The sequence below is a fragment of the Arthrobacter sp. 05N429 genome (genome assembly GCF_056397045.1).
This window is the reverse complement of the sequence record NZ_JBFTMQ010000004.1, coordinates 171336-197303: the sequence shown is the minus strand read 5'-3', so window position 1 is coordinate 197303 and position 25968 is coordinate 171336. Positions and strand designations below refer to the sequence as shown.

25 protein-coding genes are annotated in these 25968 nt (G+C 66.4%); 11 read left to right on the top strand and 14 right to left on the bottom strand.

The annotated features are described in order from the left end of the window. The 3 genes from AC1DF4_RS09850 to AC1DF4_RS09840 are packed head-to-tail and all read left to right on the top strand — an operon-like array spanning nt 1 to nt 4528. Nucleotides 1-2874: a molybdopterin-dependent oxidoreductase gene (locus AC1DF4_RS09850; RefSeq protein WP_476912727.1), complete on the top strand. Its 2874-nt coding sequence runs from the start codon at nt 1-3 to the stop codon at nt 2872-2874. Then, on the top strand, nt 2874-3857 hold the full coding sequence (locus tag AC1DF4_RS09845; protein WP_476912726.1) for an aldo/keto reductase: 984 nt from the start codon (nt 2874-2876) through the stop codon (nt 3855-3857). The genes AC1DF4_RS09850 and AC1DF4_RS09845 overlap by 1 nt, the downstream gene beginning before the upstream one ends. A gap of 20 nt (nt 3858-3877) precedes the next feature. Next, entirely contained in the window at nt 3878-4528 is a 651-nt protein-coding gene (locus AC1DF4_RS09840; protein WP_476912725.1) for a uracil-DNA glycosylase, read from the top strand. A gap of 23 nt (nt 4529-4551) precedes the next feature. Here the strand turns inward: AC1DF4_RS09840 and AC1DF4_RS09835 are convergent, their stop codons facing one another. The 4 genes from AC1DF4_RS09835 to uraD form a co-directional block, all read right to left on the bottom strand. Next, nucleotides 4552-5274: an SDR family NAD(P)-dependent oxidoreductase gene (locus tag AC1DF4_RS09835; protein ID WP_476912724.1), complete on the bottom strand. Its 723-nt coding sequence runs from the start codon at nt 5272-5274 to the stop codon at nt 4552-4554. 45 nt (nt 5275-5319) lie between these two features. Then, nucleotides 5320-5943, bottom strand: a complete 624-nt coding sequence (gene nboR / locus AC1DF4_RS09830) for a nicotine blue oxidoreductase (protein ID WP_476912723.1) — start codon at nt 5941-5943, stop codon at nt 5320-5322. Between the two features lie 147 nt (nt 5944-6090). Continuing rightward, entirely contained in the window at nt 6091-6432 is a 342-nt protein-coding gene (uraH, locus tag AC1DF4_RS09825) for a hydroxyisourate hydrolase (protein ID WP_476912722.1), read from the bottom strand. Further along, nucleotides 6429-6926, bottom strand: coding sequence for a 2-oxo-4-hydroxy-4-carboxy-5-ureidoimidazoline decarboxylase (uraD, locus tag AC1DF4_RS09820; protein ID WP_476912721.1), 498 nt, complete (start codon nt 6924-6926; stop codon nt 6429-6431). Before uraD ends, uraH begins: the two co-directional genes overlap by 4 nt. A gap of 92 nt (nt 6927-7018) precedes the next feature. Between uraD and AC1DF4_RS09815 the strand changes: the two genes are divergently transcribed. Together AC1DF4_RS09815 and AC1DF4_RS09810 are read left to right on the top strand one after the other, a co-directional pair. Beyond that, nucleotides 7019-7261, top strand: a complete 243-nt coding sequence (locus AC1DF4_RS09815) for a hypothetical protein (protein ID WP_476912720.1) — start codon at nt 7019-7021, stop codon at nt 7259-7261. A 75-nt stretch (nt 7262-7336) separates the two neighbouring features. After that, nucleotides 7337-8341, top strand: a complete 1005-nt coding sequence (locus tag AC1DF4_RS09810) for a serine hydrolase (RefSeq protein WP_476912719.1) — start codon at nt 7337-7339, stop codon at nt 8339-8341. A 77-nt stretch (nt 8342-8418) separates the two neighbouring features. Here the strand turns inward: AC1DF4_RS09810 and AC1DF4_RS09805 are convergent, their stop codons facing one another. Further along, nucleotides 8419-8910: a hypothetical protein gene (locus AC1DF4_RS09805; RefSeq protein WP_476912718.1), complete on the bottom strand. Its 492-nt coding sequence runs from the start codon at nt 8908-8910 to the stop codon at nt 8419-8421. A gap of 353 nt (nt 8911-9263) precedes the next feature. After that, the gene (locus AC1DF4_RS09800) at nt 9264-10100 is read right to left on the bottom strand and encodes an alpha/beta fold hydrolase (RefSeq protein WP_476912717.1); all 837 of its coding nucleotides are present in this window, start codon (nt 10098-10100) and stop codon (nt 9264-9266) included. A gap of 176 nt (nt 10101-10276) precedes the next feature. On the opposite strand from AC1DF4_RS09800, the gene AC1DF4_RS09795 reads away from it, so the two are divergent. Beyond that, complete coding sequence (locus AC1DF4_RS09795) at nt 10277-10444, top strand: hypothetical protein (protein ID WP_192815714.1); 168 nt, start codon at nt 10277-10279, stop codon at nt 10442-10444. A gap of 97 nt (nt 10445-10541) precedes the next feature. Here the strand turns inward: AC1DF4_RS09795 and AC1DF4_RS09790 are convergent, their stop codons facing one another. Continuing rightward, nucleotides 10542-11453, bottom strand: coding sequence for a serine hydrolase (locus tag AC1DF4_RS09790; RefSeq protein ID WP_476912716.1), 912 nt, complete (start codon nt 11451-11453; stop codon nt 10542-10544). 169 nt (nt 11454-11622) lie between these two features. Between AC1DF4_RS09790 and AC1DF4_RS09785 the strand changes: the two genes are divergently transcribed. Then, nucleotides 11623-12543: a 2-hydroxyacid dehydrogenase gene (locus AC1DF4_RS09785; protein WP_476912715.1), complete on the top strand. Its 921-nt coding sequence runs from the start codon at nt 11623-11625 to the stop codon at nt 12541-12543. Nucleotides 12544-12653: 110 nt separating this feature from the next. Further along, nucleotides 12654-13463 carry an MBL fold metallo-hydrolase gene (locus tag AC1DF4_RS09780; RefSeq protein ID WP_476912714.1) on the top strand — a complete coding sequence of 270 codons (810 nt, stop codon included), beginning with the start codon at nt 12654-12656 and terminating at the stop codon, nt 13461-13463. A gap of 80 nt (nt 13464-13543) precedes the next feature. Here AC1DF4_RS09780 and AC1DF4_RS09775 read toward each other — a convergent pair whose 3' ends face one another. Continuing rightward, nucleotides 13544-14284 carry a class I SAM-dependent methyltransferase gene (locus AC1DF4_RS09775; protein ID WP_476912713.1) on the bottom strand — a complete coding sequence of 247 codons (741 nt, stop codon included), beginning with the start codon at nt 14282-14284 and terminating at the stop codon, nt 13544-13546. Nucleotides 14285-14520: 236 nt separating this feature from the next. Here AC1DF4_RS09775 and AC1DF4_RS09770 point away from each other — a divergent pair, with 236 nt between their 5' ends. Further along, nucleotides 14521-15546, top strand: a complete 1026-nt coding sequence (locus AC1DF4_RS09770; protein ID WP_476912712.1) for a DUF808 domain-containing protein — start codon at nt 14521-14523, stop codon at nt 15544-15546. A 108-nt stretch (nt 15547-15654) separates the two neighbouring features. Here AC1DF4_RS09770 and AC1DF4_RS09765 read toward each other — a convergent pair whose 3' ends face one another. Next, nucleotides 15655-16167 (bottom strand): hypothetical protein, encoded by a 513-nt coding sequence (locus AC1DF4_RS09765; protein ID WP_476912711.1) that lies wholly within the window; start codon nt 16165-16167, stop codon nt 15655-15657. A gap of 399 nt (nt 16168-16566) precedes the next feature. On the opposite strand from AC1DF4_RS09765, the gene AC1DF4_RS09760 reads away from it, so the two are divergent. Beyond that, nucleotides 16567-18306 (top strand): ABC transporter ATP-binding protein, encoded by a 1740-nt coding sequence (locus tag AC1DF4_RS09760; protein ID WP_476912710.1) that lies wholly within the window; start codon nt 16567-16569, stop codon nt 18304-18306. Next, the gene (locus AC1DF4_RS09755; RefSeq protein WP_476912709.1) at nt 18303-20327 is read left to right on the top strand and encodes an ABC transporter ATP-binding protein; all 2025 of its coding nucleotides are present in this window, start codon (nt 18303-18305) and stop codon (nt 20325-20327) included. The genes AC1DF4_RS09760 and AC1DF4_RS09755 overlap by 4 nt, the downstream gene beginning before the upstream one ends. Nucleotides 20328-20489: 162 nt before the next feature. On the opposite strand, the gene AC1DF4_RS09750 is transcribed toward AC1DF4_RS09755, so the two are convergent. The 5 genes from AC1DF4_RS09750 to AC1DF4_RS09730 form a co-directional block, all read right to left on the bottom strand. Then, on the bottom strand, nt 20490-21086 hold the full coding sequence (locus AC1DF4_RS09750) for a hypothetical protein (RefSeq protein ID WP_476912708.1): 597 nt from the start codon (nt 21084-21086) through the stop codon (nt 20490-20492). Further along, complete coding sequence (locus AC1DF4_RS09745; RefSeq protein ID WP_476912707.1) at nt 21083-21805, bottom strand: hypothetical protein; 723 nt, start codon at nt 21803-21805, stop codon at nt 21083-21085. The genes AC1DF4_RS09750 and AC1DF4_RS09745 overlap by 4 nt, the downstream gene beginning before the upstream one ends. An 84-nt stretch (nt 21806-21889) precedes the next feature. Continuing rightward, the gene (locus AC1DF4_RS09740; protein WP_476912706.1) at nt 21890-22936 is read right to left on the bottom strand and encodes a hypothetical protein; all 1047 of its coding nucleotides are present in this window, start codon (nt 22934-22936) and stop codon (nt 21890-21892) included. Between the two features lie 7 nt (nt 22937-22943). Then, complete coding sequence (locus AC1DF4_RS09735) at nt 22944-24611, bottom strand: Eco57I restriction-modification methylase domain-containing protein (protein ID WP_476912705.1); 1668 nt, start codon at nt 24609-24611, stop codon at nt 22944-22946. Nucleotides 24612-24712: 101 nt separating this feature from the next. Further along, nucleotides 24713-25765, bottom strand: a complete 1053-nt coding sequence (locus AC1DF4_RS09730; protein ID WP_476912704.1) for an ATP-binding protein — start codon at nt 25763-25765, stop codon at nt 24713-24715. Nucleotides 25766-25968 lie beyond the last annotated feature (203 nt).

Below are 25968 nucleotides of genomic sequence, written 5' to 3'. Positions count from 1 at the left end.
ATGGGCATCGAGATCAACGGCGCAATTATGATCAACGGCGTCGCGGCGCAGGCCGAACCGCGGCCGGGGCAGTGCCTGCGGACGTTCCTGCGGGAGCAGGGCAACCTCGGCGTGAAGAAAGGCTGCGACGGCGGCGACTGCGGGGCGTGCACCGTGCACGTGGACGGCGTTCCCGTGCACAGCTGCATCTACCCCGCGGTCCGCGCGGAAGGCCGGGCCGTCACCACCGTGGAGGGGCTCGCCAGCACCAACACGGAAACCGGCGCTTCCCTCCATCCCATGCAGCAGCAGTTCATGGAGCGGCAGGGCTTCCAGTGCGGCTTCTGCACCGCGGGCATCGTGATGACGGCGGCCACCTTCGACGACGAGCAGAGGGCGGACCTGCCGCGGAACCTCAAAGGGAACCTGTGCCGCTGCACCGGCTACCGGGCGATTGCGGACGCCGTCTGCGGCGCCGCCGCGCACGGCAAGTCCAGCCACCACGACCCCGCGGGGCCGGGATCCGGGATCAGCGGCGAGGGCCAGCCCGGCCTGCGTCCCGGCCAGCTCGGCGACGACGTCCCGGCGCCAGCCAGCCAGGCGATCGTCACCGGCACGGCTCGCTACACCCTGGACGTCCCGGCGTCGGAGCTCCCCGGACTCCTGCACGTGAAGCTCCTGCGCTCGCCGCACGCCCACGCCCGAGTGCTGTCCATCGATGCCACGGACGCGCTGCGGATTCCCGGCGTGGAGGCGGTCTTCACCCACGAGGCCTCACCCGCGCAGCTGTTTTCCACGGCGCAGCACGAGCTCTTCACCGACGATCCGGACGACACCCGGGTGCTGGATGACGTGGTCCGCTTCGTCGGGCAGCGGATCGCCGCCGTCGTCGCCGATACCGTCGCCGCGGCGGAAGCCGGCGTCCGGGCGCTGAAGGTGGAGTACCAGGTGCTGGACGCCGTGTTCACCCCGCAGGACGCGATGCGCCCCGGCGCCCCGGCGATCCACGGGGACAAGGACGCCGCCACGGCCCGCATCGGCCGGCCGGAGCGCAACGTGGTGGCCGAGCTGCACTCTGAACTGGGCGACGTCGCGGCGGCGTTCGCCGCCGCGGACTTCATCCACGAGCAGACCTACCGCACGCAGCGGGTGGCGCACACCGCGCTGGAGACGCACGCCGCCATTGCCTCGATCGACGACGACGGCCGGCTCCAGGTCCGCACGTCCAGCCAGGTGCCGTTCCTGGTCCGGCGCACCCTGGGCCGGGTCTTCAGCCTGCCGGAGGACCGGATCCGGGTCGTCACGGGGCGGGTGGGCGGCGGCTTCGGCGGCAAACAGGAGGTCCTCACCGAGGACATCGTGGCCCTCGCCGCGCTGAAACTCCGGCGCCCGGTGCAGCTCGAGTTCACCCGCAGCGAGCAGTTCACGGCAGCCACCACCCGGCACCCGTTCACCATCCACCTCAAGGCCGCCGCCAGCAACGACGGCAAGCTGACGGCGCTGCAGCTGGAGGTCCTGACCAACGCCGGCGCCTACGGCAACCACTCCGTGGGCGTGATGTTCCACGGCTGCGGCGAGTCGCTGGGCGTGTACACCTGCGCCAACAAGAAAGTGGACGCGCACGCCGTCTACACCAACACCGTGCCCTCCGGCGCCTTCCGCGGCTACGGGCTGAGCCAGACGATCTTCGCGATCGAGTCCGCCGTCGACGAGCTCGCCACCGGAATCGGCATGGACCCGATGGAGTTCCGCCGCCGCAACATGGTCCGCGAGGGTGACGACATGCTCTCCACGCGCGCCGAACCGGCTGAGGACGTGCTCTACGGCAGCTACGGGCTGGACCAGTGCACCCGGCTGGTGCAGGACGCCCTGGCGCGCGGCCGGGACCGCTACCGGAACGCCGGGCTCGGCGACCCCGGGCCGGGCTGGGTCATCGGGGAGGGCTCGGCGCTGTCCATGATCGACACCGTCCCGCCGCGGGGCCACTTTGCGCATTCCAAAATCCGGGTCCTGCCGGACGGGAGCTACCAGGTGGACGTGGGGACCGCGGAGTTCGGCAACGGCACCACCACCGTGCACGCCCAGCTCGCCGCCACGGCCCTGTCCACCACCGCTGACCGGATCGCGGTCCGGCAGGCGGACACGGACCTCGTGGACCACGATTCCGGCGCTTTCGGCTCGGCCGGGACTGTGGTGGCCGGCAAGGCCACGCTGGCCGCGGCAGAGGAGCTGGCGGTGCGGATCCGCGCCTTCGCCGCCGGCATCCGGCAGGTCCAGGCCTCCGGCTGCGTGCTGGAGGACGACGCGGTGATTTGCGAGGGAACCCGGGTGCCGCTGACGGAACTGTTCGACGCCGCCGCAGCGGCCGGCGTCGAACTTTCCGGCGAGGGGCGCTGGGGCGGGACCCCGCGGTCGGTGGCGTTCAACGTCCACGGCTTCCGGGTGGCGGTGAACACGGGGACGGGGGAGTTGCGAATCCTGCAGAGCGTGCAGGCCGCCGACGCCGGCGTGGTGGTCAACCCGCGGCAGTGCCGGGGGCAGATCGAAGGGGGCATCGCGCAGGCGCTCGGCGCCGCGCTGTATGAGGAGGTCAGGGTGGACGACGGCGGCCGGGTCACCACGGACATCCTGCGGCAGTACCACATCCCGTCCTTTGCGGACGTGCCGCGCAGCGAGGTGTACTTCGCCGACACGTCCGACAAGCTGGGCCCGCTGGGCGCGAAGTCCATGAGCGAGAGCCCGTTCAACCCGGTGGCGCCGGCGCTGGCCAACGCCATCCGGAACGCCACGGGGATCCGGTTCGCGGAGCTGCCGATCGCCCGGGACAAGATTTACCTGGCCCTGAAGGAAGCAGGGCTGGTCCCAGCGTTGCCATCCCGGCCTATAGTCGGATGATGGAACAGCGCATCTTGGGCAAAACCGGACGGAACGTCTCCATTGTCGGGCTGGGGACCTGGCAGCTTGGCGCGGACTGGGGCAATGTGGACCCCGCGCAGGCGCAGGCCATCCTGGCCGCCTCCGCGGAGGCCGGGGTCACGTTCTTCGACACCGCGGACGTTTACGGCGACGGCCGCAGCGAGCAGGCCATCGGCAAATTCCTGGCGGACAACCCGGGCCTGGACATCACGGTGGCCACCAAGATGGGCCGCCGGGCGGAGCAGCTGCCGGAGAACTACAGCCTGGCCAACTTCCGCGAGTGGACGGACCGGTCCCGGCGCAACCTGGGTGTGGAGCGGCTGGACCTGGTCCAGCTGCACTGCCCGCCCACCGCCGTGTACAGCAGCGCCGAAGTCTACGACGCGCTGGACACCTTGGTGGCAGACGGCGTCATCCGGAACTACGGCGTCAGCGTGGAGCGGACCGACGAAGCCCTCGAAGCCATGCGCCACGCGGGCACGGCCACGGTGCAGATCATCCTCAACGCGTTCCGGCTCAAGCCCCTGGACGAGGTGCTGCCCGCGGCGGAGGCGGCCGGCGTCGGCATCATCGCCCGCGTCCCGCTCGCCTCGGGGCTGCTCTCCGGCAAATACACCGCGGACACGTCCTTCGCGGCGGACGACCACCGGAACTTCAACCGCACCGGATCGGCGTTCGACGTCGGCGAGACCTTCTCCGGCGTGGACTTCGAACAGGGCCTCAAGGCGGTGGCCGAGTTCGAGGAACTGGTGCCCGACGGCGTCAGCACCGCCCAGGCGGCCCTCGCATGGATCGCGGCGCAGGACGGCGTCAGCACGGTGATCCCCGGCGCGCGCAACGTGGACCAGGCCCGCTCCAACGCGGAAGCGGCGGGGGTCAGGGGCATTGACTCGACGTTCGACGTCGGCGTCCACGAAATCTACGACCACTACTTCCGCGCCTCGATCCACCCGCGCTGGTAGCCGCCACTTACGGCCCGCCCATGACCTCATCCTCCATCGACGGCTTCGTGTACCGGCTCGCGGCCGTGGCAACGGGGCCCGGGTGCAACAACTTCTTTGACCACTCCGTCCCCGGCAATGCGCAGCGCCGGCGGAACCTGGCGATCTACCTGCAGGAAATGCTGGACCGGCGCCCGAAGGTGCTGCTGGTGGGGGAGGCCCCCGGTTTCCGCGGCATGAGGATCACCGGCGTCCCCTTCACCAACCGCACGATGTTCGAGGGCCCTGCCAACGGGTTCGGACTGTTCGGGCCGGGCAAGGGCTACGTGCTGCCGGTGGAAGCCGCGGGGGTTGCGGCGGAGCCGACGGCCACCGTGATGTGGGAGGTGCTGGCCGAGCTGGACTTCCTTCCCCTGCTCTGGAGTGCCTGTCCCTGGCATACCCACGTCCCCGGGCGGCCGCTGTCCAACCGCACGCCCAACGCCGCCGAAGCGGCCCTGGGGACTCCGTTCTGGCAGGCGCTGACGGACCTCTTTCCCATCGAGACGGTGGTGGCCGTGGGCAATGTGGCGCACCGCAGCCTGCAGCGCGGCGGCCTGGACGTGCCGAAGATCAGGCATCCCGCCCACGGCGGCCGGTCCGGCTTCAAACGTGGGCTGCAGGAGCTCCTGGACGCCGGCATGGAGCAGTAAGGCGGCGGCGTGTCTTGACCGGGTCAGAGCCGGGCGCCCGTTTCGTCAGCGAGGGTTCGCAGGAGCTGGTCTTGGAACGTGTGGTCATTGACTGCGCGGTGTGGCTGCTGCCTTTGCTGGTGGTACCAGTACCCGCCGCTCGTGAGCGCCTGGGGTTCATCGCTTGCCGCGAGCCATGCCTGGGTTCGGTGTCCGAGGTCCAGATCGTCCGGTGCACCGGGTCCGCCCATCCTGGTGGGCACCCAGCCGGGGTCCACGGCGTTGCTGAGCAGCTCCGGACGCAGCCGGGCCAGCGCGGCTGCGAGCGTGGTGACGAACACTTTGCTGTCCGAGTAAGACCCGGGCGTCGTGCCCTGCCAATCGACTCCGGCCAGCGAGGGCTGCCCGCCGAAATGCGAACCGCTGCTCAAAAACACGTGCCGCCGGGGTCCGTCGAGCAGGGCCGTGAGGAGGTAGGGCGCGATGATGTTGACCGGCATGACCGCCCGTCCGCGCCAGACGCCGGCGTTGTGGATCACGGCGTCGAGCGGGTCCCGGCCGTTCAGCTCGGCGGCGATGCGCCGTACGGCATCGCGGTCAGTGAAGTCGCCCACCACGATGTCCGCACCGCGGTCCACGAGGGCGGCGAGGCTGGCCGCGCGGTCCTGGTTGCGGGCATGCAGGACGACGTCGTGGCCGGCATTCAGCAGGGAATCCGCCGCGGCCCGTCCAAGGCCGTCCGCGGAACCTGTGACGAGGATTCTCATGATTGCTGGTTCTCCTTAGGTTGTGCGGGGAGCTGCGGTCGTTTCTCAGTCGAGGAGGTGCAGCTGGTCGGGGGTGTCGAGGTCCTCGCCGCCGGAGAGGTCGCTGCAGTCCACCAGATCAACCAGGTCCGGGTGGGCCCGCAGGAAGTGCCGCGCCCCGGCGTCGCCTGTCGCCGTTTTTGCGGCTTCCGCACGGAGGCCGGCGTCCAGGAGCAGCGGATGTCCCCGCCGCAGCTTTCCCTCGGGATCGCGGTAGGCGGCCGCCGTAACCCGGCCCGGCCGGTGGGCTGCCAGCAGCCGCGCGACGGTCTCCGGAGTAAGTCCCGGCTGGTCCACCAGCGCCATGAGCACACGGTCCGCCGGGTCCGCCGCGGCGACTCCGGCTCGGAATGAGCTGCCCATCCCGGTGGCCCAGTCCGGGTTATCGACGACCCGGTGCCGGCCGAGGTCGGTAGCGGCGCGGACTTTCGCCGCGTCCGCGCCGAGGACGATCACCACTTCCCGGCAGCCGCCTGCGAGGAGCACGTCGGCCAGAACTTCCACGAGGGTGCGGCCGCGGAACGGGAGCAGTGCCTTGGGACCGAGCCCGAGCCGCGTCCCGGCGCCGGCGGCAAGCAGCACCGCCGTCGTTGATCCCGCCGCAGTGAGCCGTTCCGATGAGTCAGCCATGGACCCAGCCTATGCATCCAGTTGGCAGTTGACGGCAGTCGCGGGCCGGAACATTGCCGTCAACTGCACACTCGATGGGTTCAAGGCGTTGTAGCCCAGTCGCGCTAGAAACCGGCGGCCTGCCCGTCGGGTCGAAATCCGGCGGGCTCAGCTGCCCCGGTAGGTGGAGTAGGCGAAGGGGCTGAGCAGAAGCGGCACATGGTAGTGGGCCTCCGACTCCACCACGCCAAAGGTGAGGGTCACTTCGGGGAAGAACGTCTCGGTGGCGCTGGCCGCGAAGTACTTTCCCGTGTCGAAGGCCAGGCGGTACGTTCCCGTGGGCAGCCGCTCCGGACCCAGTTGTTTGACGCGTCCGTCGGGGTCGGTGGCGCCCTCGGCGATCTGGACCCAACGGTCGCCGTCGAGCCTGTGCAGGGTGACCGGAACGTCCGCCGCCGGTTTGCCGGAGCCGGTGTCGAGTACGTGGGTGGTGACGTGGGACATGCTCATTGGCCGATCAGTCCTTCGAGTCGGAGCGCGGCGATTTCCCGCAGCTGATGGCCAATGATTGCTTGTTCTTCCCCGGGCGTGTGGGCGAGCCTGGTGTGGAGTGCGGCCAGGATCTCCTCGCGGCTGTGGCCGGCTGCCCGGATCAGGAACACCTGCCCGAACTTCTCCTCGTAGGCCCGGTTGCCCTCCGCCAGGGCCTGCGCGACGGCGGTGTCCGCCTCGCCGAGTCCGGTCTGCTCCGACTGGGACAGCCTGGCCTCCATACTGTTTCCCGGCGCCCGCTCGCCGATCCGCGGGTGGTGGGCGAGCGCCGCCTCAATCTCCGCGGGACTGAACGGGTTGGCTGCGCCGCGGCCAGCCTCAAGCAGCGCCGCGAGGCCGGAGTATGGCCGCGCGTCGACAAGTTCGTCGATCCAGCGCGGGATGTCCAGGCAGGGGCGCAGGGCATCGGCGGCCTCGGTGCGGCTGGCCGAGTTGAACTGTTCAAGGTGCATGGGACATGTCCTAGTGAGCGGCTGCTGGATTCACGGTCTAGGGCCCACGTTAGTCTGGGAAAGGATTCAATCCACGGACGAAAGGAAGTGTCATGAGTGATCCCAACGAACCGGCCACCGATCCCGCAGGCCTCCGCGGGCCGGGCGACCCGGACGCCGTCGAAGCCCGCCAGCCGCACGCCGAACCCGGCCAGGCCGGCAATATCCGCGAGGAACAGCAGACCCAGGCCGCAGGAACGGTGCCCGCCGCCTATGTCGGGTCCGGCGACGCGGCGGCGGAGGACAAGCCGGAAGACGCTGCCGCGGACACCGGCATGTGGGACGACGAGGCCTGACATTGAGGCCCTGTTGGGTGGGGTGACAGCTGATTCATAGCTCCGGCATAGCTGGCGTGGCTAGCTTGGGCAACTATGGAACAGCGCACGCCCCGGGAGCCCAGTCACCGCCACGGCGGCACTGCGTCCCGGCGGCGCTCCCGCACGTTCCGCCGCACCCGTGCGGTCATCTTCGCGCTGTGCGCCGCGGTGGTGGCGGTGGCGGTGGGTGCCGGTGTTCACTCCGCCGCGCAGGCCCGTCCGACGGCGGCCGTCCAGTCGGGGAGCGTGACGGACAGCCTGACGCCGGTGCCGACTTCGAACGGCCAGGCGCCCGCTGCGGCGGCAGCGCTGCCGGCGGCCACGGAAACGGCAGCGCCGGCCTCACCGGCCGCGGGAGCAATCGGCACGGAGCTGGATGCCAGGATCAACGCCATCATCGACGCCAACAGCGAGTACCAGCTCGGCGTCGCGCTCGTGGACCTGTCGGACGGCGCCGATTCAACCGCTGTCCACGAATACGGCGTCCAGGCGGCATTCGTCGCCGCCAGCACGGCCAAGGTCCTGGCCGCCGAGGCCTACTACCACCTCGTCGAAACCGGCAGGGCCTCCCTCGACGATCCGCTGGGGGCCTACACCGCGGAATTCCAGCTGCAGGCGATGATCCAGCAGAGCGACAACGACTCTTGGTCCCTGATCATGAACGCGGTGGGCTACGCGGAACTGACGGACTACGCGGCATCGATCGGGGTGGACTACGCCCCCACCAGCAATACGCTCACGCCCGCGGAGATGGCCCGCATCCTGGCCGGGCTGTACTCCGGGACGCTGCTGGAATCTGGGCACGCCGCGCAGCTGCTGTCCTATATGCAGGACACCAACTATGAGACGCTCATTCCGGCCGCCGTCCCGGCCGGCATCACCGTCTTCCACAAGTACGGCCTGTTGGGCGGGCAACTGCACGACGCCGGCATCCTCGCCCGGGACGGCAGGGCCTACGCCCTGGTGATCTACACCAAGGGCGCCGGCCTAGGCAGCGTCCCCGAGCGGACGGACGTCATCCATCAGCTGACAGCGGCTGTGGTGGAGGGTTTGTTCTAGGGATCCGGGCAAAAAGGGAGCCAGAGGACCCGTCCCCTGGCTCTCGGTGCACGGCCGCGCGGGCCGCTGGATGATCACTAGTGGATCCTGGCCACGTCGCTCTTTTCCCAGCGGGTCCAATCGGACCAATGATCGCTGTTGCCGCTGTGGACGCGGAAGGAAACGAGTTGGTAGACCTCCTCGGCGCCTGGGCCGTTCCGCACGTGGTCGAAACTGTGAATCCTCACTGCGTCGTCACGGCGGTCGAAGGACTTCCAGAACGTGGACCACCCCAGGAATTCGTCGTTCCTGCCGCGCTCGTCCTCAAAGCGCAACTGCCGGATCTGCACGGTCCTGTTTCCGATGCAGTTCACGTAGATCCGGAAGTCCACTGTGGTTCTGCTTCTGTCCCAGTTGTCCTGTTTGGTGGGCTTCAGAGGGTTCACGGTGCAGCCGCGTTCGGAGGTTGCTGCGGCGGCCGGCCCGGCCGTTGCGACTGGTCCTCCGATGAGCCCCAAGGCGACGGCCGGGATCAGGGCGATCCGGGCCGCCCGGGTGCGGGATTTTTTTGGTGCGTTGATGATGGACATTGTCTTGGTTCTTCTGCGAGATGCGAATCTGTAGCTTGGGACGGCGCCTGCCCGCCCGGGTCACGCCGCGGTGGCACCGCAGGCGAGGGCGGCGGCGATCCAGTCCAATTTTCACGTAGCTCACCCGTTCTGTGCGGGGGCTCGAATCCGGCGTCTGCTCGTGGCATGTGGGAGACCCGGTGCTTTAATCCTCCGTCGGCTGCGGCCCCTGATCAAGAGGCCAAGGCGACGTCGCCCTCCGGCCCGGGGGCACTTTGCCGCCGTCCGGCGTCGAAATGGACGACGGCGGCCCGGCGTTTCGTGTCGAAGTGCCCCCGGGCGGCGCGGACCCGGGCCCCGGCCCGCTGAGGGACCTACTTCCCCAGGAACCCGAGCAGCGCCTCGTTGACCTCGGCGGCGTGGGTCCAGAGCATGCCGTGCGGGGCGCCGTCGATCTCCACGTACTCGGCGCTGGGCAGGGCCTTGGCGAACCGCCGGCCCGCGACGTCGATCGGCAGGATGTTGTCCGCGGTGCCGTGGACGATCAGCGCCGGGACGTCGATCTTCGGGATGTCGGCGCGGAAGTCGGTAAGCCAGGTGGGCTGCGCGGCCACCGACGCCGTGGGGCCGCCCGACGTCGCGAGGTTCCAGCCGGCCCGCATCACTTCCTCAGACAGCCGGGGCGTGCCCAGGAAGGTGTCGCTGTTGTAGAAGTTCTTGAAGAACTCGGTGAAGAAGGCGTAGCGGTCGGCGGTGACAGCTTCCAGCAGGCCGTCGAACACGGACTGCGGGACGCCGTCGGGGTTGTCGTCGGTCTGCAGCAGGTAGGGTTCCAGCGAGCCGAGGAACACAGCCTTCGCCACCCGGGCCGAACCGTAGGTGCCGAGGTAGCGGCCCACCTCGCCGGTGCCCATCGAGAAACCCACCAGCACGGCGTCGTTCAAGTCCAGGGTGGTCAGCAGGGTGTTGAGGTCCCCGGCGAAGGTGTCGTAGTCGTAGCCGTCGGTGGGCTTGCTGGACTGGCCGAAGCCGCGCCGGTCGTAGGTGATGACCCGGTAGCCGGCGCCCAGCAGGGCCGTGGTCTGCTTCTCCCAGGATGATCCGTCCAGCGGGTAGCCGTGGATCAGGACCACCGGCTGCCCGGTCCCGTGGTCCTCGTAGTAGAGCTCGATGTCGGTGCTGTTCTCGGTTCCAACCTTGATGTAAGCCATGTCAGCGGTCCTCTCGGTACGGTTCGGAAGTCAGTTCGTGCAGGAGCGGCGCAGCGCTGGTGCCACTGTACGGAACCAACGCCGGCAGGCAACAGGGTGTTCCCGCGGGCGCTTTTGCCGTCGCATACCCCCTGGGGTATATTAATTACGACAGACCTACCAACAAGGAGAACCAGATGTGCCGACAGGTTGCATGCAAGAAGTGCGGTAAGACCACCTGGGCCGGCTGCGGCCAGCACGTTGACCAGGTCATGCGGGGCGTCAAGAGCGCCGACCGCTGCAAGGGCCATGAAGGTGAAGTCAGCACCAAGACCGGCTTCTTCGCCAAGCTATTCGGCCGCTAACCCCGGTTCTCCAGCTGGAACAGAGCCCCCGTTGCACAAGGTGTAGCGGGGGCTCGGACCGTTAACCCGACCACTTACCCGGCAGGAGAGCGCACGACTACTCCCGCAGCGCCCGCGCCACCACGTCCGTCACCGAGTGGATCACGGCCAGGCGTTCCTCGCTCTCGCCGTCCTCGCCCCACGTGTAGATGGCCAGCGCGTAGGACCGCTCGCCGGAGCTCAGGAGGGCGGCGTCGTGGACATAGCCCTCCAGCTCGCCGTACTTGTGCTGCACCGTGATGTCCGGGCCGACCGCGGCGGGGATGAGCCGTTCGTTGTTGGTTTGCTGCATGTAGCCGAGCAGCTCCTGCGTGTGCTCCGCGTTCAGCAGTTTGCCGGTGGAGAGCTGTTTGAGCAGCTCCGCCATCTCGGCCGGGGTCAGCAGGTTCTGCTCCGGGTCGTAGCTGATCCCGATCGAGGCGGCGTACTCGATCAGCTTCGGGTAGCCGATGTCCTGCATCAACAGCAGCCAGGCGTCGTTGCTGCTCGCGTTGACCATCGCCTTGACCTGGAACGCGGCGTCGTAGCTGCCCAGCGGCACGTCCAGGGACTTTTCGCCGGTCTCCACCAGGTGGTAGTAGGCGGCCGCCGTGATGATCTTGGCGGTGCTGGCCGCCACGAATTCGGTCCCGTCGCCGTAGCTGCGCGGATCCCCGCCGTGCGTGTCCGCGAGGACGACGCCCACCCGGTAGCCGGGGTTCTCGGCCAGGATCCGTTTGATCTCGGTGTCGACGTCGACGGCGGCCCGCGGGGCCGGCGTCGACGTGGCGGGGGCCGCCGCCTCGGGCTGCCCCTCCCACTGGCTCTGCAGGCTGGCGAGGAAGTCCGTCCTAGGTACCGGACCGGTGCGGACGACGGCGGCCGTCACCATGCCCAGCAGCACCAGGGCCGTGGCCGCCCAGACTAGAAGCAGTTTCCCGCGGGCATTGAGGGATTTTGCGGCCGGACGGGATGATCCCGAGGTGTTCATGGTGCAGGACCTTCCAGGTCAGTAGGCGGAGGGGTCTCCTGCAATGTATGCCCGGCCGCGGGGCATTTCCAAAAGACGCGCGGCGCGGCGCGGAGGTGAGGGCAGACTCCCGGCTGTGCCAGATGCCGCCATCACCGCCCGGGCAGCATGCCGCACTAGGCTGGCAGCTATGCCGAGGAAAATAACTGTGAGCCTGCCGGACCCCACCCTGCGCGAGTACCTGACGCCCCACCCCGATGTCACCGTCCTCGAGTGGGACTTCACCGGGGAGCCTCCCGTGCCGCGCCTGGACATCGTGGTCCAGCCCTACATGGGCAGCACGGAGGTCCTGCGCGCCCTGGAAACGGTGGACACCGGGCTGGTGCAGAGCCAGTCGATCGGGTACGACGGCGTCGCGGCCTCACTGCCGCCGGGCCGGGTGTTCGCCAACGCCGCCGGCGTCCACGAGACCTCCACGGCCGAACTGACCCTGGCCCTGATCCTGGCCAGCCAGCGCGAGTTCCCGCGGCTGCTGCAGAACCAGCAGGAAGGCCGCTGGGAGACCCGGCCCACCGCCAGCCTCGCCGACCGGCGGGTCCTGATCGTCGGCTACGGCGGTGTGGGCAAGGCGATCGAGGACCGGCTCCTGCCCTTCGAAACCACCGTGACCCGGGTGGCCAGCAGAGAACGGACGGACCCCCGCGGCCACGTCCACGGCATCGACGAGCTCCACACCCTGCTGCCGGAGCACGACATCGTGATCGTCGGGGTGCCGCTGAGCGACGCCACCCGCCACCTCATCGACGACGCTTTCCTCGCGGCCATGCCCGACGGCGCGTTGCTGGTCAACGTGGCCCGCGGCCCGGTCGCGGACACCGACGCCCTGGTGAAGCACACCGGCTCCGGCCGGATCCGCGCCGCCCTGGACGTCACTGATCCCGAGCCGCTGCCGCAGGACCACCCGCTGTGGCGCACCCCCGGCGTCATCATCAGCCCGCACGTGGGCGGGGCCAGCTCGGCCATGCGCCCGCGGATGGGGAAGCTCCTGCAGCGGCAGATCGACCTGATGCTGGCGGGCGAGCCGCCGGTGAACGTGGTGCTGGGCGGCTAGGTCAGCCCGGAGAGGCGGGTCACCCGCCTCGCCCTGAGTGCTTGCCATCGACTAACGCCAGGGAATACCGTCCCAACCAGCGGTTGAAAACCACTAGCGGAAGACATTTCATGCTGAAGCAAGTCGCTGAGGGCGTTCTGGTTCATGAGAGCGAGTTCATCCAGAGCAACTCCGTTGTGGTGCAGGGCCGGGCCGGGGTGTTGCTGATCGACCCCGGCATCACGAGCAACGAAATGGCCGACCTCGCGAACGACCTTCGTGAACTGGGCCAGCCCGTCGTGGCAGGCTTCTCCACGCATCCTGATTGGGACCATCTGCTCTGGCACGCGGCCTTCGGCGATGCGCCCCGCTACGGTACAGCCCGCTGCGCTGCCTCCATCCAGCTGCTGCTGTCCCACTCGGACTGGGAGGCCCGCGTGGCCGAGGGACTGCCGCCGGAGTATGCCGAGGAGATTCCGATGGAGCTGCTCGGTCTCATCACCGGGCTGCCAGCCGACGCTGCGCTAATTCCTTGGGATGGCCCCACAATCCGGATCATCGAGCACCGGGCCCATGCCCCAGGCCATGCGGCGCTGTTGATCGAGGAGCGCGGCGTCCTCGTCGCGGGCGACATGCTCTCCGACATCCTCATGCCGTTCCTCGACCTGGAGGCCGCGGCTCCGCTCGAGGACTACCTCGCAGCGCTGCGGCTTTTCGAGAGCGTTGCCGACGGCGTTGTTGCCGTCGTCCCCGGCCACGGCTCAGTCGGCGGAGCCGGCCAGCTGCGGGCACGGATCGAACAGGACCGCGCGTACGTACAAGCCCTGCTCGACGGCGGTGTTCCCGACGACCCGCGCGTCGGTCCGTCCGCGCCGCTGGAGTGGCTGCCCGACGTGCATCAATGGCAAGTACGGCGGCTCGCCCAAAGAGAACAGAACTAACATCGCTACATGACACAGGTTGCCCGCCGGGCCGCGAAAACCGAGGACATCACCCTCATGCGCAACCTGGCCCGCGTCAGTTAGGAGCCAGCGCTCGCTTCAAAGACCATCACAGGTTCTGCGGCCGAGCCTGTGAAGGGTGTGCGATTCCAGTCCCGCCAGATGCGTAGCACCGTGAGACCCGCATTGTTCAAATCTGCCGTAACCTGCCCGGCCGTGCGGAACTGGAGGCGCTGCTCGACGTCGACCACGCAGTCGGCGTCGAGGAATTCGTTGTGGCACCCCATGGTGACCACTCCGTCGGCGTCGGGGGCCGTGGTGGTTGTTGACTCGCGCAGCCGGCCGACGGCGGTGCTCCGCTCGGAGCCGGGATCGCTCCACCGGGTCCATGCCCGCGCCTCGGGATTGCGAGTTTCGAAGGCCAGCACACCGCCGGGTTTCAGCCCCCGGCGAATGTCACTCAAGGTGGTATGCCAGTCGTTTCCGAGGATGTGCATGGCCACATTTCCAGTCATGGTGATGAGGTCGCTCTCCCCGGCGTCGATCAGCTTCGACGTGCCTAACCGCCATTCGACTGCATCCCCGCCGGGCCGGGCTGCGGCCCGTCCGAGCATGGCAGCAGCGGGGTCGATACCGAGGACTCTCCGGCCCGGTGCCACCAGGGTGACGGTGAGGATCCCAGTGCCGCAGCCCAGGTCGGTGATTCGAGTGGCATGGAGCCTGGTAGCCAGTGCCCGGTAGTAGTCGTGGTCCTGGCCGTCGGGGTTGTCGTCGTCGTAAATGGCGGCCAGGAGATCGTCGTCGTATTCGTCGTAGTCCATTGCGGCCTCCCCGCGCACATAGCCGCGCGTAACTCCGGTCCTTGCGTTCTTACTCAGACCCACGGTAACCGAGACGGTGGCGGACCCCCGCCAGCGAACGTGTCGCCGCCCAGCTAACGCATGCCGCATCCGCCGGCGGCCGGCCCGCCACCATATAATTCGAGAATGCCAATCACCCGCCTTGACCGAGGCAACCTCGTCCAGCCGTCCGACCTCAAGAAGTACGGAAGCGGGCTGTGAGCGGCGGTCTGGTCGCCCTGCTGGACGACATCGCAGCCCTGGCCCGCATTGCAGCCGCCTCGGTGGACGACGTCGCGGCCGGTGCTGCCAAAGCGGGGGCCAAGGCCGCCGGCGTCGTGATCGACGACGCCGCCGTCACCCCGCAGTACGTGTCCGGGGCGGACCCGTCCCGCGAACTGCCGATGATCAAGCGGATCTTCTGGGGCTCGCTCCGGAACAAGCTGTTGATCATCCTGCCGGCCCTGCTGCTCATCAGCGCCTTCATCCCGGGGGTCATCCCGTTCATCCTCATGCTGGGCGGCACCTACCTCTGCTACGAGGGTGCCGAGAAGGTCTGGCACAAGTTCTTCGGCCACCACACGGCCGAGGAAGACAAGCCCGCGGTGGACCGGGGCCCGGAGGCGGAGGCCAAGGTCACCAAGGGCGCCATCACCACCGACTTCATCCTCTCCTGCGAGATCATGGTCATTGCCATGAACGAGGTGGCCGCCGAGTCCTTGTGGGTCCGCGCCATCATCCTGGTGGTCGTGGCGCTCGTGATCACGGTGGCCGTGTACGGCGCAGTCGCACTTATCGTCAAGATGGACGACATCGGCATGCACCTGGCAGCCAAGGACTCCGCGGGCTCCCAGCGCTTCGGCGAGCTGCTCGTCAGGGGGATGCCCGCCGTGCTGGCCGCGATCACCGTTGTCGGGACGGTCGCCATGCTTTGGGTCGGCGGCCACATCATGCTGCAAGGGGCCCACGACCTCGGCTGGCACCTGCCGTACGACCTGGTCCACGTCCTCGAGAAACCGTTCGTCGGGATCCCGGTGGTGGGCGGTTTCCTGGCCTGGCTCGTGAACACCCTGTGCTCGGCCGTCCTCGGCCTCGCCTGGGGCCTCGTCGTCATGGCGGTCCTGGTCCCGCTGCTCAAGGTGCTGCCGTTCGGCAAGAAGAAGAACGGGCACGACGACGGCGACGTCCCCGCCGCCGTCGACGGCCATCAGCCGGCGAAGCACGACGCCGATCCCTCCGCCTAGCTCGTACCCGCCGGCAGGACAGGCAGGCAGGGACGGGCCTAAGCCCGTCCCTGCCCGCGGAAGTTGTTGGGCAGGCGTTAGGCGTCGTCCCGGCAATGGTCGTTCCTGTTACGACAGCTCGGCACAGAGGTCCCGCTGTGTGCCGGAAGCGCTGATCAGCGTAGTGAAGCCGGTGACCAGGTTAAAGGTGTAGACGATGCGCCCCGTGTACTGGATTGCTGACGGCGTTGGTACGCCAGGAACGTTGGACACATCGTTTGAGAACAGGATCAGGCCGTTGCTTCCCCTCGACGTGACGGTCACGACGTTGTCAGCGTTGGGGGCTGACGTGTGCTCAGACGTTCCGTTGGTTTCGAAGGTCACGGATGTCCCGGTGTCCATGTTCGTGTAAGTCAGGAGGTAACCCTTGCCCGAGATGATCTGGCTGCCGTTGGCGAATGTCTTGACGCGCGCCTTGGCGCCGGTCCCGGCAACCCCCAGCGCAAAATTGCAGCCCTCTCCGGGATCGACCACCACGTCGGGGGGAAAGTCCGGCCGGGGTGGCGGGGGTGCGGCGACAGCTGCCGACGATCCAGCGAGCAGCGCGGCGGTAAGCAGGGCAGAGGGGGCAAATCTTTTCATGAGTATCTCCGGTGTTCGGCGGGCCGTCTGGGCCCCAGATATGTAAGGCGGAGGTGCGCAGATGGATGCGCTTTTCGGATGCGTTGCCCCGTGTGCTTCTTCACGGCGGCGAGGGGTTCCCCGGTTTCGTCCGGCTTTCTCACAGCTTGAGATCCTCAATGGTCCGGCGAATGGAGGAGCCGTTAACTCAGTCACATGCTTATCTCAGAGACCTTGTGAATACCTTTGGGGCGTAGGGCGTCCCACACACGCTTCACCCGGGTGGTCGAGTTCTCCCGAATAGGAGATGACCCGGGACAACACACAGGATTCGCCCTGAGAGGAACCCGTTCCACTCCAAGCCTCCGGACGTAAACTGACGTTCGGATTACTCGGCGGAACGCACGGCTGGGAGTACGGATGCTCTGGAAACTGCTGGTTGAATACCTGACACCGCAACGCAGGCTGCTGCTCGCCGTCGTCGTCTTCCAGCTGGCGCAGTCCATCGCCTCGCTGTACCTGCCCACCCTGAACGCGGACATCATCGACCAGGGCGTGGCGAAGGGCGACACGGAGTACATCCTCCGCATCGGCGGCGTGATGCTGCTGGTCACCCTGCTGCAGATCGCGTGCGCTATCGCGGCCGTGTACTTCGGGGCGAAGGCGGCCATGGCGATGGGCCGGGACGTGCGCGGGGCGATCTTCAGCCGGGTGGCGGCGTTCTCCGAGCAGGAGGTCACCCGCTTCGGCGCGCCGAGCCTCATCACCCGCTCCACCAACGACGTCCAGCAGGTCCAGCAGCTGGTCCTCATGTCCGCCACCCTCATGGTGGCCGCGCCCATGCTCTGCATCGGCGGGGTGATCATGGCGATCCGGCAGGACCTGCAGCTGTCCTGGCTGATCGCGGTCAGTGTGCCGGTGCTGCTGATCGGGGTGGGGCTGATCATCACCCGGATGGTGCCGCTGTTCCGGCTCATGCAGACCCGGATCGACACCGTGAACCGGGTGCTCCGCGAACAGCTCACCGGCATCCGCGTGGTCCGCGCGTTCGTCCGGGAGGACGTGGAGACCGCCCGCTTCACCCGGGCCAACGAGGACGTCACGGACACCGCCCTCCGCGCCGGCCGGCTGATGGCGCTCGCGTTCCCCGTCGTGATGCTGGTGCTGAACGTCTCGTCCGTGGCCGTGATCTGGTTCGGCGCGTTCCGGATCCAGGACGGCTCCATGCAGGTGGGCACCATGATCGCGTTCCTGAGCTACCTCATGCAGATCCTGATGTCCGTCATGATGGCCACCTTCATGGCGATCATGATCCCGCGCGCGGCGGTCTCCGCGGACCGAATCGGCGCGGTGCTGGGCACCGAATCCAGCGTCCGGCCGCCGGAGCACCCGCTGGATTTCTCCGGCCGTAAAGGCCGCGGCGAGCTCCAGATGCGCGACGTCGGGTTCGCCTACCCGGGCGCCGAGCAGCCGGTCCTGTCCGGGATCAGCTTCACCGCCCGGGCGGGGCAGACGACGGCGATCATCGGCGCCACCGGCTCCGGCAAAACCACCCTGGTGAACCTCATGCCGCGGCTCTTCGACGCGACCTCCGGCTCGGTGATGATCGACGGCGTCGACGTCCGGGAGCTGCACCCGGACCTGCTGTGGGGGCACATCGGCCTGGTCCCGCAGAAGCCGTACCTGTTCTCCGGCACGGTCCGCAGCAACCTGCTCTACGGCAAACCCGACGCCACCGAAGACGAACTCTGGCGGGCGCTGTCCATCGCGCAGGCGGAGGACTTCGTCCGGGAGATGGAGGGCGGGCTGGACGCGCCCGTCTCGCAGGGCGGCACCAACGTCTCCGGCGGGCAGCGGCAGCGGATCGCGATCGCCCGGGCGCTGGTGAAACGGCCCGAGCTCTACATCTTCGACGATTCCTTCTCCTCGCTGGACACCGCCACCGACGCCCGGCTGCGGCAGGCGCTCCGGCAGCACACCGCCGGCGCCACCCTGGTGATCATCGCCCAGCGGGTCTCCAGCATCGTCGACGCGGACCAGATCCTGGTGCTCGACGGCGGCCGGATCGTCGCGCACGGCACGCACACCGAGCTGCTGGAAACCTCGGAGACCTACGGCGAAATCGTGAACTCCCAGCTCGCGGCGGAGGAGGCGGCATGAGCAAGGTCGAGTCCCAGACGCCCGGAACCGGCGCCGCGGGCGGCGGCCCCGGCGGCGCCACCCGGGAGGCCCCGCTGCGCATTCCCCGGCCGGCGGGCGGGCCGGGCCGCGGCGGACCGTTCGCCGGGATGAACGTCCCGGCGGAGAAGGCGATGAACTTCTGGCCGTCCGCCACGCGGCTGCTGGGCCAGCTGCGGCCGGAGCGGCTGTGGCTGGTACTGGTCCTGCTGCTCGCCGTCGTGAGTGTGACGTTCTCGGTGATCGGACCGCGGCTCCTCGGCGAGGGCACCAACCTGATCTTCGCCGGCGTCGTGTCCAAGCAGCTCCCGGCCGGGGTGAGCCAGGAGCAGCTGATCGCGCAGCTGCGCGCCGAGGGGCAGACCCAGCAGGCGGACATGCTCAGCGCCATGACGCTGACCCCGGGCGCGGGGATCGACTTCGCGGCGCTGGCCAGCGTGCTGCTGTGGGCGCTGGCGCTGTACGTGCTGGCGTCGGGATTCATGTGGATGCAGGCCTATATCCTCAACGGCGTGGTGCAGCGGACGATGTTTCGGCTGCGCGAGCGGATCGAGGCGAAGATCAACCGGCTCCCGCTGCGGTATTTCGACTCGATCCAGCGCGGCGAGCTGCTCAGCCGGGTCACCAACGACGTGGACAACATCTCGCAGAGCCTGCAGCAGTCCATCAGCCAGGCGGTCACGTCGCTGCTGACGGTGCTGGGCGTGCTGGTGATGATGTTCATCCTCTCGCCCACGCTGGCGCTGATCGCGCTGGTCACCGTGCCGCTGACGCTGGTGACGACGGCGGTGATCGCCAAGCGATCGCAGAAGCTGTTCGTGGCGCAGTGGAAGCACACGGGGGAGTTGAACGGCCAGATCGAGGAGACGTACACCGGGCACGCGCTGGTGAAGGTGTTCGGCCGGCAGCGGGAGGTGGAGGAACGGTTCCGGCAGAAGAACGCGGAGCTGTACGAGGCGAGCTTCGGCGCGCAGTTCGTGTCCGGGCTGATCATGCCGGCCATGACGTTCATCGGGAACCTGGTCTATGTGGGGATCGCCGTGGTGGGCGGGCTGCAGGTGGCCGCCGGCGCGATGCAGCTGGGCGACGTGCAGGCGTTCATCCAGTACTCGCGGCAGTTCACCCAGCCGCTGGCCCAGCTAGGGTCGATGGCGAACCTGCTGCAGTCCGGCGTGGCGTCGGCCGAGCGGGTGTTCGAGCTGCTGGACGAGCAGGAGCAGTCCGCGGATGCTGTGCCTGCGGTGGCGCCGAACGGCGGGCGGGGCCGGCTGGTGTTCGAGAACGTGTCCTTTGCCTACTCGCCGGACAAGCCGCTGATCACGGACCTCAGCCTGGTGGCCGAGCCGGGGCAGACCGTGGCGATTGTCGGGCCGACGGGGGCGGGGAAGACGACGCTGGTGAACCTGATGATGCGGTTCTACGAGCTCGACGCCGGGCGGATCACGCTCGACGGCGTGGACGTCACCGCGATGACCCGCGACGGGCTGCGCTCGCGGATGGGCATGGTGCTGCAGGATACGTGGCTGTTCGGCGGGACCATCCGGGACAACATTGCCTACGGCCGGCCCGGTGCGTCGGAAGAGGAGATCCTCGAGGCGGCGCGGGCGACGTACGTGGACCGGTTCGTCCGGTCCCTGCCGGACGGCTACGACACGGTGCTCGAGGACGAGGGCGGCAACGTCTCGGCCGGCGAAAAGCAGCTGCTGACCATCGCCCGGGCGTTCCTGGCCCGGCCGTCGGTGCTGATCCTGGACGAGGCCACGAGTTCGGTGGACACCCGGACCGAGGTGCTGGTGCAGAAGGCGATGAGCGCCCTGCGGTCCGACCGGACCAGCTTCGTGATCGCACACCGGCTCTCCACCATCCGCGACGCCGACCTCATCCTGGTGATGGACTCCGGGCAGATCGTGGAGCAGGGGACGCACGCCTCGTTGCTGGCTGCGGGCGGGGCGTACGCGGCGCTGTACGAAGCGCAGTTCGCGGCTCCTGTGGCGGAGGTTTGAGGAGCGACTCTGCTGGGCCGCTGGAGGCGCTTACGGGTAGCCAATCCACAGCGGGACAGAAAAGATCGCCTCATCATCCGAAGGTTTGGGTATGAGGTGTTATCGGAGTTTGGGTTTTCCGATGCTCTCCCATTGACCCGTGCCGCCGCGGCTCATTCCTCTCTATCGACGCTTTCGGTGCTGGTTGGCTATCTCGGCGTCAGTGTCGTCTCTGACAAGAAATACGCCCCGCTTTCTCTCGAGGGCGTGTTTCACGATACTGTTCAGCCGCTGGGTGACATCCGCTGTCGATCCGATCCATCCGCGCTGTAACAGCGACACGAACTCGTCTTTCTCCAAATAGCGCTCGGCGTTCCGCCATCCAATGACCTTGCCGCCTCGTGGGCCCTTGATCCGGTCCGAGTGTTGCAGAAGCTCGAATAACGGCCGCGGGAAGTACATCCCCTTGACGAGTTTGTTCCCTTCAGGGCGTCTCATGTTGTTTTCGACGAGTTTGAAGTAGAAAGGTTCCTGCGAAAGGCGCCATTCATCGGGATCGGACGTTGACTCGTCTGATAACCATGCCCGCATCCGCTCGAAATCCTTCTCAAGCTGAGAGTCTGGCCGGTAGCCCCATTCCGCCATCCCGTTCTGCGCAGGAAGACGTTCCATTCGTTTGTACTGGACTAGAACGAATCCTGGGTGGGTGCTGCGGTAGTAGATCAGGTCGGTTCCAGTCAGCTTCTCGAGAGGTTCCTTGTCCGTGTAGACCACTGTCACTGTGCGTTGAGGTTGTCGGGATCGTGGAATGTCAGGACATCGTGAATGGGAGCATCGGTTATAGGCCAATCTTCGAAGTGTGTTGCGTCGTGCCGGATAATGGCGGCTTCGGATGTTCCGCCCTCATCCAAACCCGAGAGGAAGGGCATGTCAGTGTCCGTGGGTTCAGGGACGATCAACCGACTATCAAAACCAGCAATTTCAAGAGCCAGCGCAACGGCATCCCGCTGTTCGGCCACGATGCGGTGGCGGTTCGTGCTTACTGCTGCTCGGTCCCTCCTGGCAGCGAGGATCCGCCTTAACGCCGACGGCACTTCGGGGCGCAGACGGATCAAGGCTTCCATGAGGGCTTGTTCCGTTCTCTCGGGGACGATGCCGCCAACCGAAAGGTATTCCTCTGCTTTGAGCTTCAGACGTGAGTCGGGGATTTGGTCAGAGAGTTCCTCTATTGGAAGAGCGATCTCCAACAGGACGAGGTTGGAGTATCGAACTCGGGTGTCCAGATCTCCAGACCGTCCTAAGCTCCTACCAAGGCAGAGAGCCATCAATGCCCCTGAACCGACAATCAGTACGACCCTGTCGGTCACCATGGTGAGATTTGGTGATCGAACATTCAAGCTCAGCCAGTCTCGCCGGTATTCTTCTGCGATGGCACGAGCCTGATACAGGTCGTCAGCCGCCATTACCGCGATGACTGTCTTGTCTTTCGAGCGAGTCATAGCCGATCACTTCTCTTAGAGTTGTCGGCGCGACTCATCGTCATTTTCCCGTTCTTTCCCTTGCACGCGTTCCTCACTAGGGGGCTAGCCCACGGAGTCAACGGCGTGGTCCAATGTCTCGATCGGTGCCTTCTTCATGCGTTCCCTGGCTTCGCGATGGCGGTTCACGGGCGTGGCGGCGATGACACGGCGGACCATGGCAGCGAGGAAAAGTGCTGGGTGGATCTGTTCCGCACGTTCGTCAAAGATCAGGGACACAGGTGGAAGTTGTTGGAGGATTTGGCTGACCTCTGTGTCAGCGACCGCTTCAGGGGTTTCATCTTCGGGGCTCGAGCCAGTTTCGACTCCAGCTGCCGCCAGAGCGTCGTCTCCCTCGTCAGTGACGTCAGCACCCTCTTCCGCCGCGACGTCGTCACTGTACTGGATCATCAGCAGACCGACTGCGTGGTAGGCGTCGTCCTCGTTACCTAGTTTGTGGAGCAGGTCGATAATCCATTCGGCCTTATCCGGCTCCTTCTCCAAGATGGTCGAGCGTAGCCCGTAGACGAATCCGAGGGCGGCGAGCGGGTGGCGCAAACGAAGGTTCTTGGCGTCGCCGTAGCTTTCTTCGACCCGGTTCGCGGCGTTCTTGCCGAAGCTAGAGTCCATCCGTTTGGTGCTGATGAGGATCTCGGGCCCTGTGTCCCAGTCGGACATGACTACGTCGACTTGTTTGAAGTAGTTCTTGCCCAAGATGCTGGCGCTGGAGGCCACCACGCCTTTCATAGGCGATTCTCGGGTGAGTCTATCCTCGAGTTTCTTGCGTTCAGGGGGCGTCAGGCCTGCAAGAAGGCTTACGACGGAGCGGGGCATGATCCGTGGATGCTCGGCCCGGGGCCACACGGCGTCGTTGTCGAAGCCCGCTCTCCGCATCTCGTAGGAGACCCAGACATCCAAGGCGAGGGCGGGCACCCCGCTTTGTGTCACCGCCTTCAGATATAGGGGAACACCCAGGAGCCGCTTCAAAGTCTCGAAATCCGGCACGTACACCAGCTTGTTCCGCTCCATGAGGACCCAAGGGTTTGTATGAACTCTCCCGGGTGCGGCGTCGGCGACTATCTGGTCGAAAAGCGCCCAGGCCTGTGACTTCATCGATGGGCTACCTGCCACTTGCTGACCTCGTTACTCGTCGTTGGGAAAGGGTGTGGTGGGCGGCGCGGATGCTCTCCAGTTCATCGGGCGTTAGCAGTCCGCTTTCAATCAGCAGAACTCTGTCGATGACAGCCACAGCGTCCAGCAATCTGTTCTTTTGGAGAAGCCGAGTAACCTGCTGCCGCACTCCGCGCAAGGCCTCGGCCCGCCCGGCGACGATTGCCTGGGAAGGCATCATCCAGACATCTGCCTCCCGGGGCTCGATCTTCAGGATGCCGCCGCCGTATGAGCGGCCGACCATCTCCGCGCTCAACAGCGTGGCCGAGTTCAAGCTCGCCAATGGGAGCAGCTCGCGTCCCAGCTTCCTGTTCTCCGGCTTGAGGTAGACGCCGTGTACGGAGTTCAGGTGGTGTGCCCCGGCCTCATTCGTGGTCAACCGCGCCGTGTCGGCGTTCATGCAGGTCAGCAGCAGATCCGCGGGTGGCACCAAAGGAACGCGGTACCAGGGCTTTCTGACTCGACACTTGTAAGCACGGTCGACGCCGGTAGCCTGGCCGGTGCCTATATATTCGGCGGATGCGGAGGAGGGCTCCCCCGGTGGTCGGAACAGGAAGGTCGATTTGCCGGCCGCGCCGAGCCGCGTGAGCATGTCCTTGGACAGAGTTAGTCCGCGAAGGTGCGCGCTGCCCGGAGGGGACAAGCGCAGGGTATCTCCCCGCGGAATCCCCAATTCCTTCACACGTGCAGGGGAGAGCGCGAAATAGCCGTTGTTCCCGGTGACCATCCCAAGCGTGGTGTCACCCCACTGCTCCAACGGAGCGAAGCGCCCGGTAGTCCGCAGTTCGGACAGGGGTCCTAGTGCGTCTCTGCGGACGAGGCTCGCAGTCCATTTGCCCGCTGGGTCCGAGGGCACCCAGCGTTGTCCCACGCTGTCGGAGAGCAGGTCTTCGGCATTGCGCACATGTCGGATGATCGCAGCGTCCGTTGGGCCTTCGTTGAAGCCTTCGGCTAACAGAAGAACCACGTCCGCCTCGACTTCAGGGAACACCTGCTCATCAAAGAGCACCAGTTGGACGCTGCGGAATCTGTCGAAAAGGAACCGCCGGATCGAAGACGCATAGTTAACGCTAAGGAGCTCAGCCGGAAGAACTAGTCCCAGCCGGCCCCCGTCCTTCAAGAACAACGCGGAATGCACTGTGAACGCGGCCCAACTCGAAGCGAGCCCTGACAACGCAACGCCACCTTTCAACGCCGCTTCGCGGGCACGAGCCCGGGACGCTCCGCTGAAGTCCTGATAGCGGATGTAAGGCGGGTTGCCGATGACAGCAGAGTACTTGGAATCGGGATTCACGCGGAAAAAATCACAGACATTGATCTGGGGAATCCCCCCGGCCTCAACCACACGCGACTCCGCCCTCAGGGCGCTGTCGGCGTGGATCTCAACGCCGTCCACGATGGGCTGTATAGCAGAGTCGTTGCCGAGTTCCTGGAGCCGCCGAACGGCCTCGACTAAGAACGCCGCGTCGCCAGCCGATGGTTCCAGAACCTGATCAAGGGGGGTCCGAATGGCCCAGTCAGTGACAAAGCGGGTGATCGCAGCTGGGGTGAAAAAGGCCCCCCGGGCCTTACGCAGCTCTGCCGTATCGACGTGAGGCAGGGAAGCGGAAACAGACATTCTTCTATTCTGCCTTGGCCCTACGTCAATTAAGGCACAGAGTAAGGCACCGAGGACATGTCGTCGCTGCTGAAGTGATCTATCAGGCCAGACACTCCGCGCTAAGGGATGCTTGCCAGGAACGCACCTGCCTCAGCCGCGTTACGCTCTACCCATGTCCGTGCCAGGATGTCCAGGACGTGTGTTCTTACTCCCAAACGGCTACACATCCCGTTAACCCAATCGTGGTCGTCCGATCCTTCGAGAGCATCCAAGGCTCTGTTGACAGACTCCAGAGGCCTATTGAGAGCCGCTGCCAGCGCGGGGCCATCACTCGCCAATTCTCTGAACAAACCGTCTGGCGCTTTGTCAGTAGGGAGCAAGAGTGAGGGCCAGCTTTTTTCTTCGGATGCTCCTCGGACGGCAAGCTTTCCGCGTTGGTCACCGTCGAATACCAGGGCCATGGACATCTTCATCCCGCGGTACCGGGGAAGATGTTGTGCAAGTTTCCGGAGGTATCCGTCACCGTCCTTCCAGATTACCGACGTAGAGGCGGCCAGCCAGCCATCTTCGGTTTCGAGAATGGCGCGTACTAATGCTGCTGCAGACTCATCTTCACAGAAGAGTAGGGAACTGACAGGGCGAACCGGCAGGAGATCGGATGCGACAGTCACTCCATAGTCCTTGGAAGAGTATGCCTCGACGCCTTCTTGGCCGCGCCTCAAAAGGACGAAGGCATCGTTCTGGCATGCTGCCTCGACGATGGATTCGGAGTGCGTAGCGATCAGGAGATTCCACGCGTTGGCTCGGGCAACCTCGAGAAGCCTGACAAGCAAACGCTCCGCAGTGATGGGCGGCAGGTATGCGTCGGGCTCGTCCAACAGAAAGTACATGCCGGGAGCGTCCCTATACTGCGCCATGATCCAAAAAAGAAGATGCACGGAAAACTCCCCCAATCCCATTTCGAGAGAGGAGTATTCGATACCTTTGTGCTTCACCCGAAAGTGGGGAATAGTGACTTGATCATCTGGCCAATCGAAACTGGAAAGGTAATCCGCGGTCGGTTCGAAATCGAGGGCGTACCACTCAACAAACTCGTAGTCCCGGCCTATGACACGGTTCAGATGATCTAGCGTGGCCGGGTCAAGTGTCGATGCACCAGTTTCTTCTGCCATTTCAGAGATGTCATCTCTGGCACGAAGATTTACTCTTGCATGTTCGCAAAGTTCATGGAGACGTACCAGAACCGCCCGATCTCCAAGTGAATCACTGAAGGAAAGGAGTGCTCGCGTCTTGCCCGCTCCGTTGAGCCCAGCTAAGACTGTGCATGGCCCAGGCAGCGTAAGGGAGGTGCCCTTCGAGTCGAGCGGGACTTCGA

Excerpts from the sequence above, each read along its gene's own strand:
- AC1DF4_RS09735 (WP_476912705.1), bottom strand. The coding sequence starts at position 24,611 with ATGTCTGTTTCCGCTTCCCTGCCTCACGTCGATACGGCAGAGCTGCGT.
- AC1DF4_RS09755 (WP_476912709.1), top strand. The coding sequence starts at position 18,303 with ATGAGCAAGGTCGAGTCCCAGACGCCCGGAACCGGCGCCGCGGGCGGC.
- AC1DF4_RS09745 (WP_476912707.1), bottom strand. The coding sequence starts at position 21,805 with ATGACTCGCTCGAAAGACAAGACAGTCATCGCGGTAATGGCGGCTGAC.
- AC1DF4_RS09785 (WP_476912715.1), top strand. The coding sequence starts at position 11,623 with ATGCCGAGGAAAATAACTGTGAGCCTGCCGGACCCCACCCTGCGCGAG.
- AC1DF4_RS09845 (WP_476912726.1), top strand. The coding sequence starts at position 2,874 with ATGGAACAGCGCATCTTGGGCAAAACCGGACGGAACGTCTCCATTGTC.
- AC1DF4_RS09795 (WP_192815714.1), top strand. The coding sequence starts at position 10,277 with ATGTGCCGACAGGTTGCATGCAAGAAGTGCGGTAAGACCACCTGGGCC.
- AC1DF4_RS09810 (WP_476912719.1), top strand. The coding sequence starts at position 7,337 with ATGGAACAGCGCACGCCCCGGGAGCCCAGTCACCGCCACGGCGGCACT.
- AC1DF4_RS09835 (WP_476912724.1), bottom strand. The coding sequence starts at position 5,274 with ATGAGAATCCTCGTCACAGGTTCCGCGGACGGCCTTGGACGGGCCGCG.
- AC1DF4_RS09775 (WP_476912713.1), bottom strand. The coding sequence starts at position 14,284 with ATGGACTACGACGAATACGACGACGATCTCCTGGCCGCCATTTACGAC.
- AC1DF4_RS09805 (WP_476912718.1), bottom strand. The coding sequence starts at position 8,910 with ATGTCCATCATCAACGCACCAAAAAAATCCCGCACCCGGGCGGCCCGG.
- AC1DF4_RS09740 (WP_476912706.1), bottom strand. The coding sequence starts at position 22,936 with ATGAAGTCACAGGCCTGGGCGCTTTTCGACCAGATAGTCGCCGACGCC.
- AC1DF4_RS09790 (WP_476912716.1), bottom strand. The coding sequence starts at position 11,453 with ATGAACACCTCGGGATCATCCCGTCCGGCCGCAAAATCCCTCAATGCC.
- AC1DF4_RS09730 (WP_476912704.1), bottom strand. The coding sequence starts at position 25,765 with ATGGCAGAAGAAACTGGTGCATCGACACTTGACCCGGCCACGCTAGAT.
- AC1DF4_RS09760 (WP_476912710.1), top strand. The coding sequence starts at position 16,567 with ATGCTCTGGAAACTGCTGGTTGAATACCTGACACCGCAACGCAGGCTG.
- uraH (WP_476912722.1), bottom strand. The coding sequence starts at position 6,432 with ATGAGCATGTCCCACGTCACCACCCACGTACTCGACACCGGCTCCGGC.
- AC1DF4_RS09840 (WP_476912725.1), top strand. The coding sequence starts at position 3,878 with ATGACCTCATCCTCCATCGACGGCTTCGTGTACCGGCTCGCGGCCGTG.
- AC1DF4_RS09815 (WP_476912720.1), top strand. The coding sequence starts at position 7,019 with ATGAGTGATCCCAACGAACCGGCCACCGATCCCGCAGGCCTCCGCGGG.
- AC1DF4_RS09800 (WP_476912717.1), bottom strand. The coding sequence starts at position 10,100 with ATGGCTTACATCAAGGTTGGAACCGAGAACAGCACCGACATCGAGCTC.
- uraD (WP_476912721.1), bottom strand. The coding sequence starts at position 6,926 with ATGCACCTTGAACAGTTCAACTCGGCCAGCCGCACCGAGGCCGCCGAT.
- AC1DF4_RS09765 (WP_476912711.1), bottom strand. The coding sequence starts at position 16,167 with ATGAAAAGATTTGCCCCCTCTGCCCTGCTTACCGCCGCGCTGCTCGCT.
- nboR (WP_476912723.1), bottom strand. The coding sequence starts at position 5,943 with ATGGCTGACTCATCGGAACGGCTCACTGCGGCGGGATCAACGACGGCG.
- AC1DF4_RS09780 (WP_476912714.1), top strand. The coding sequence starts at position 12,654 with ATGCTGAAGCAAGTCGCTGAGGGCGTTCTGGTTCATGAGAGCGAGTTC.
- AC1DF4_RS09850 (WP_476912727.1), top strand. The coding sequence starts at position 1 with ATGGGCATCGAGATCAACGGCGCAATTATGATCAACGGCGTCGCGGCG.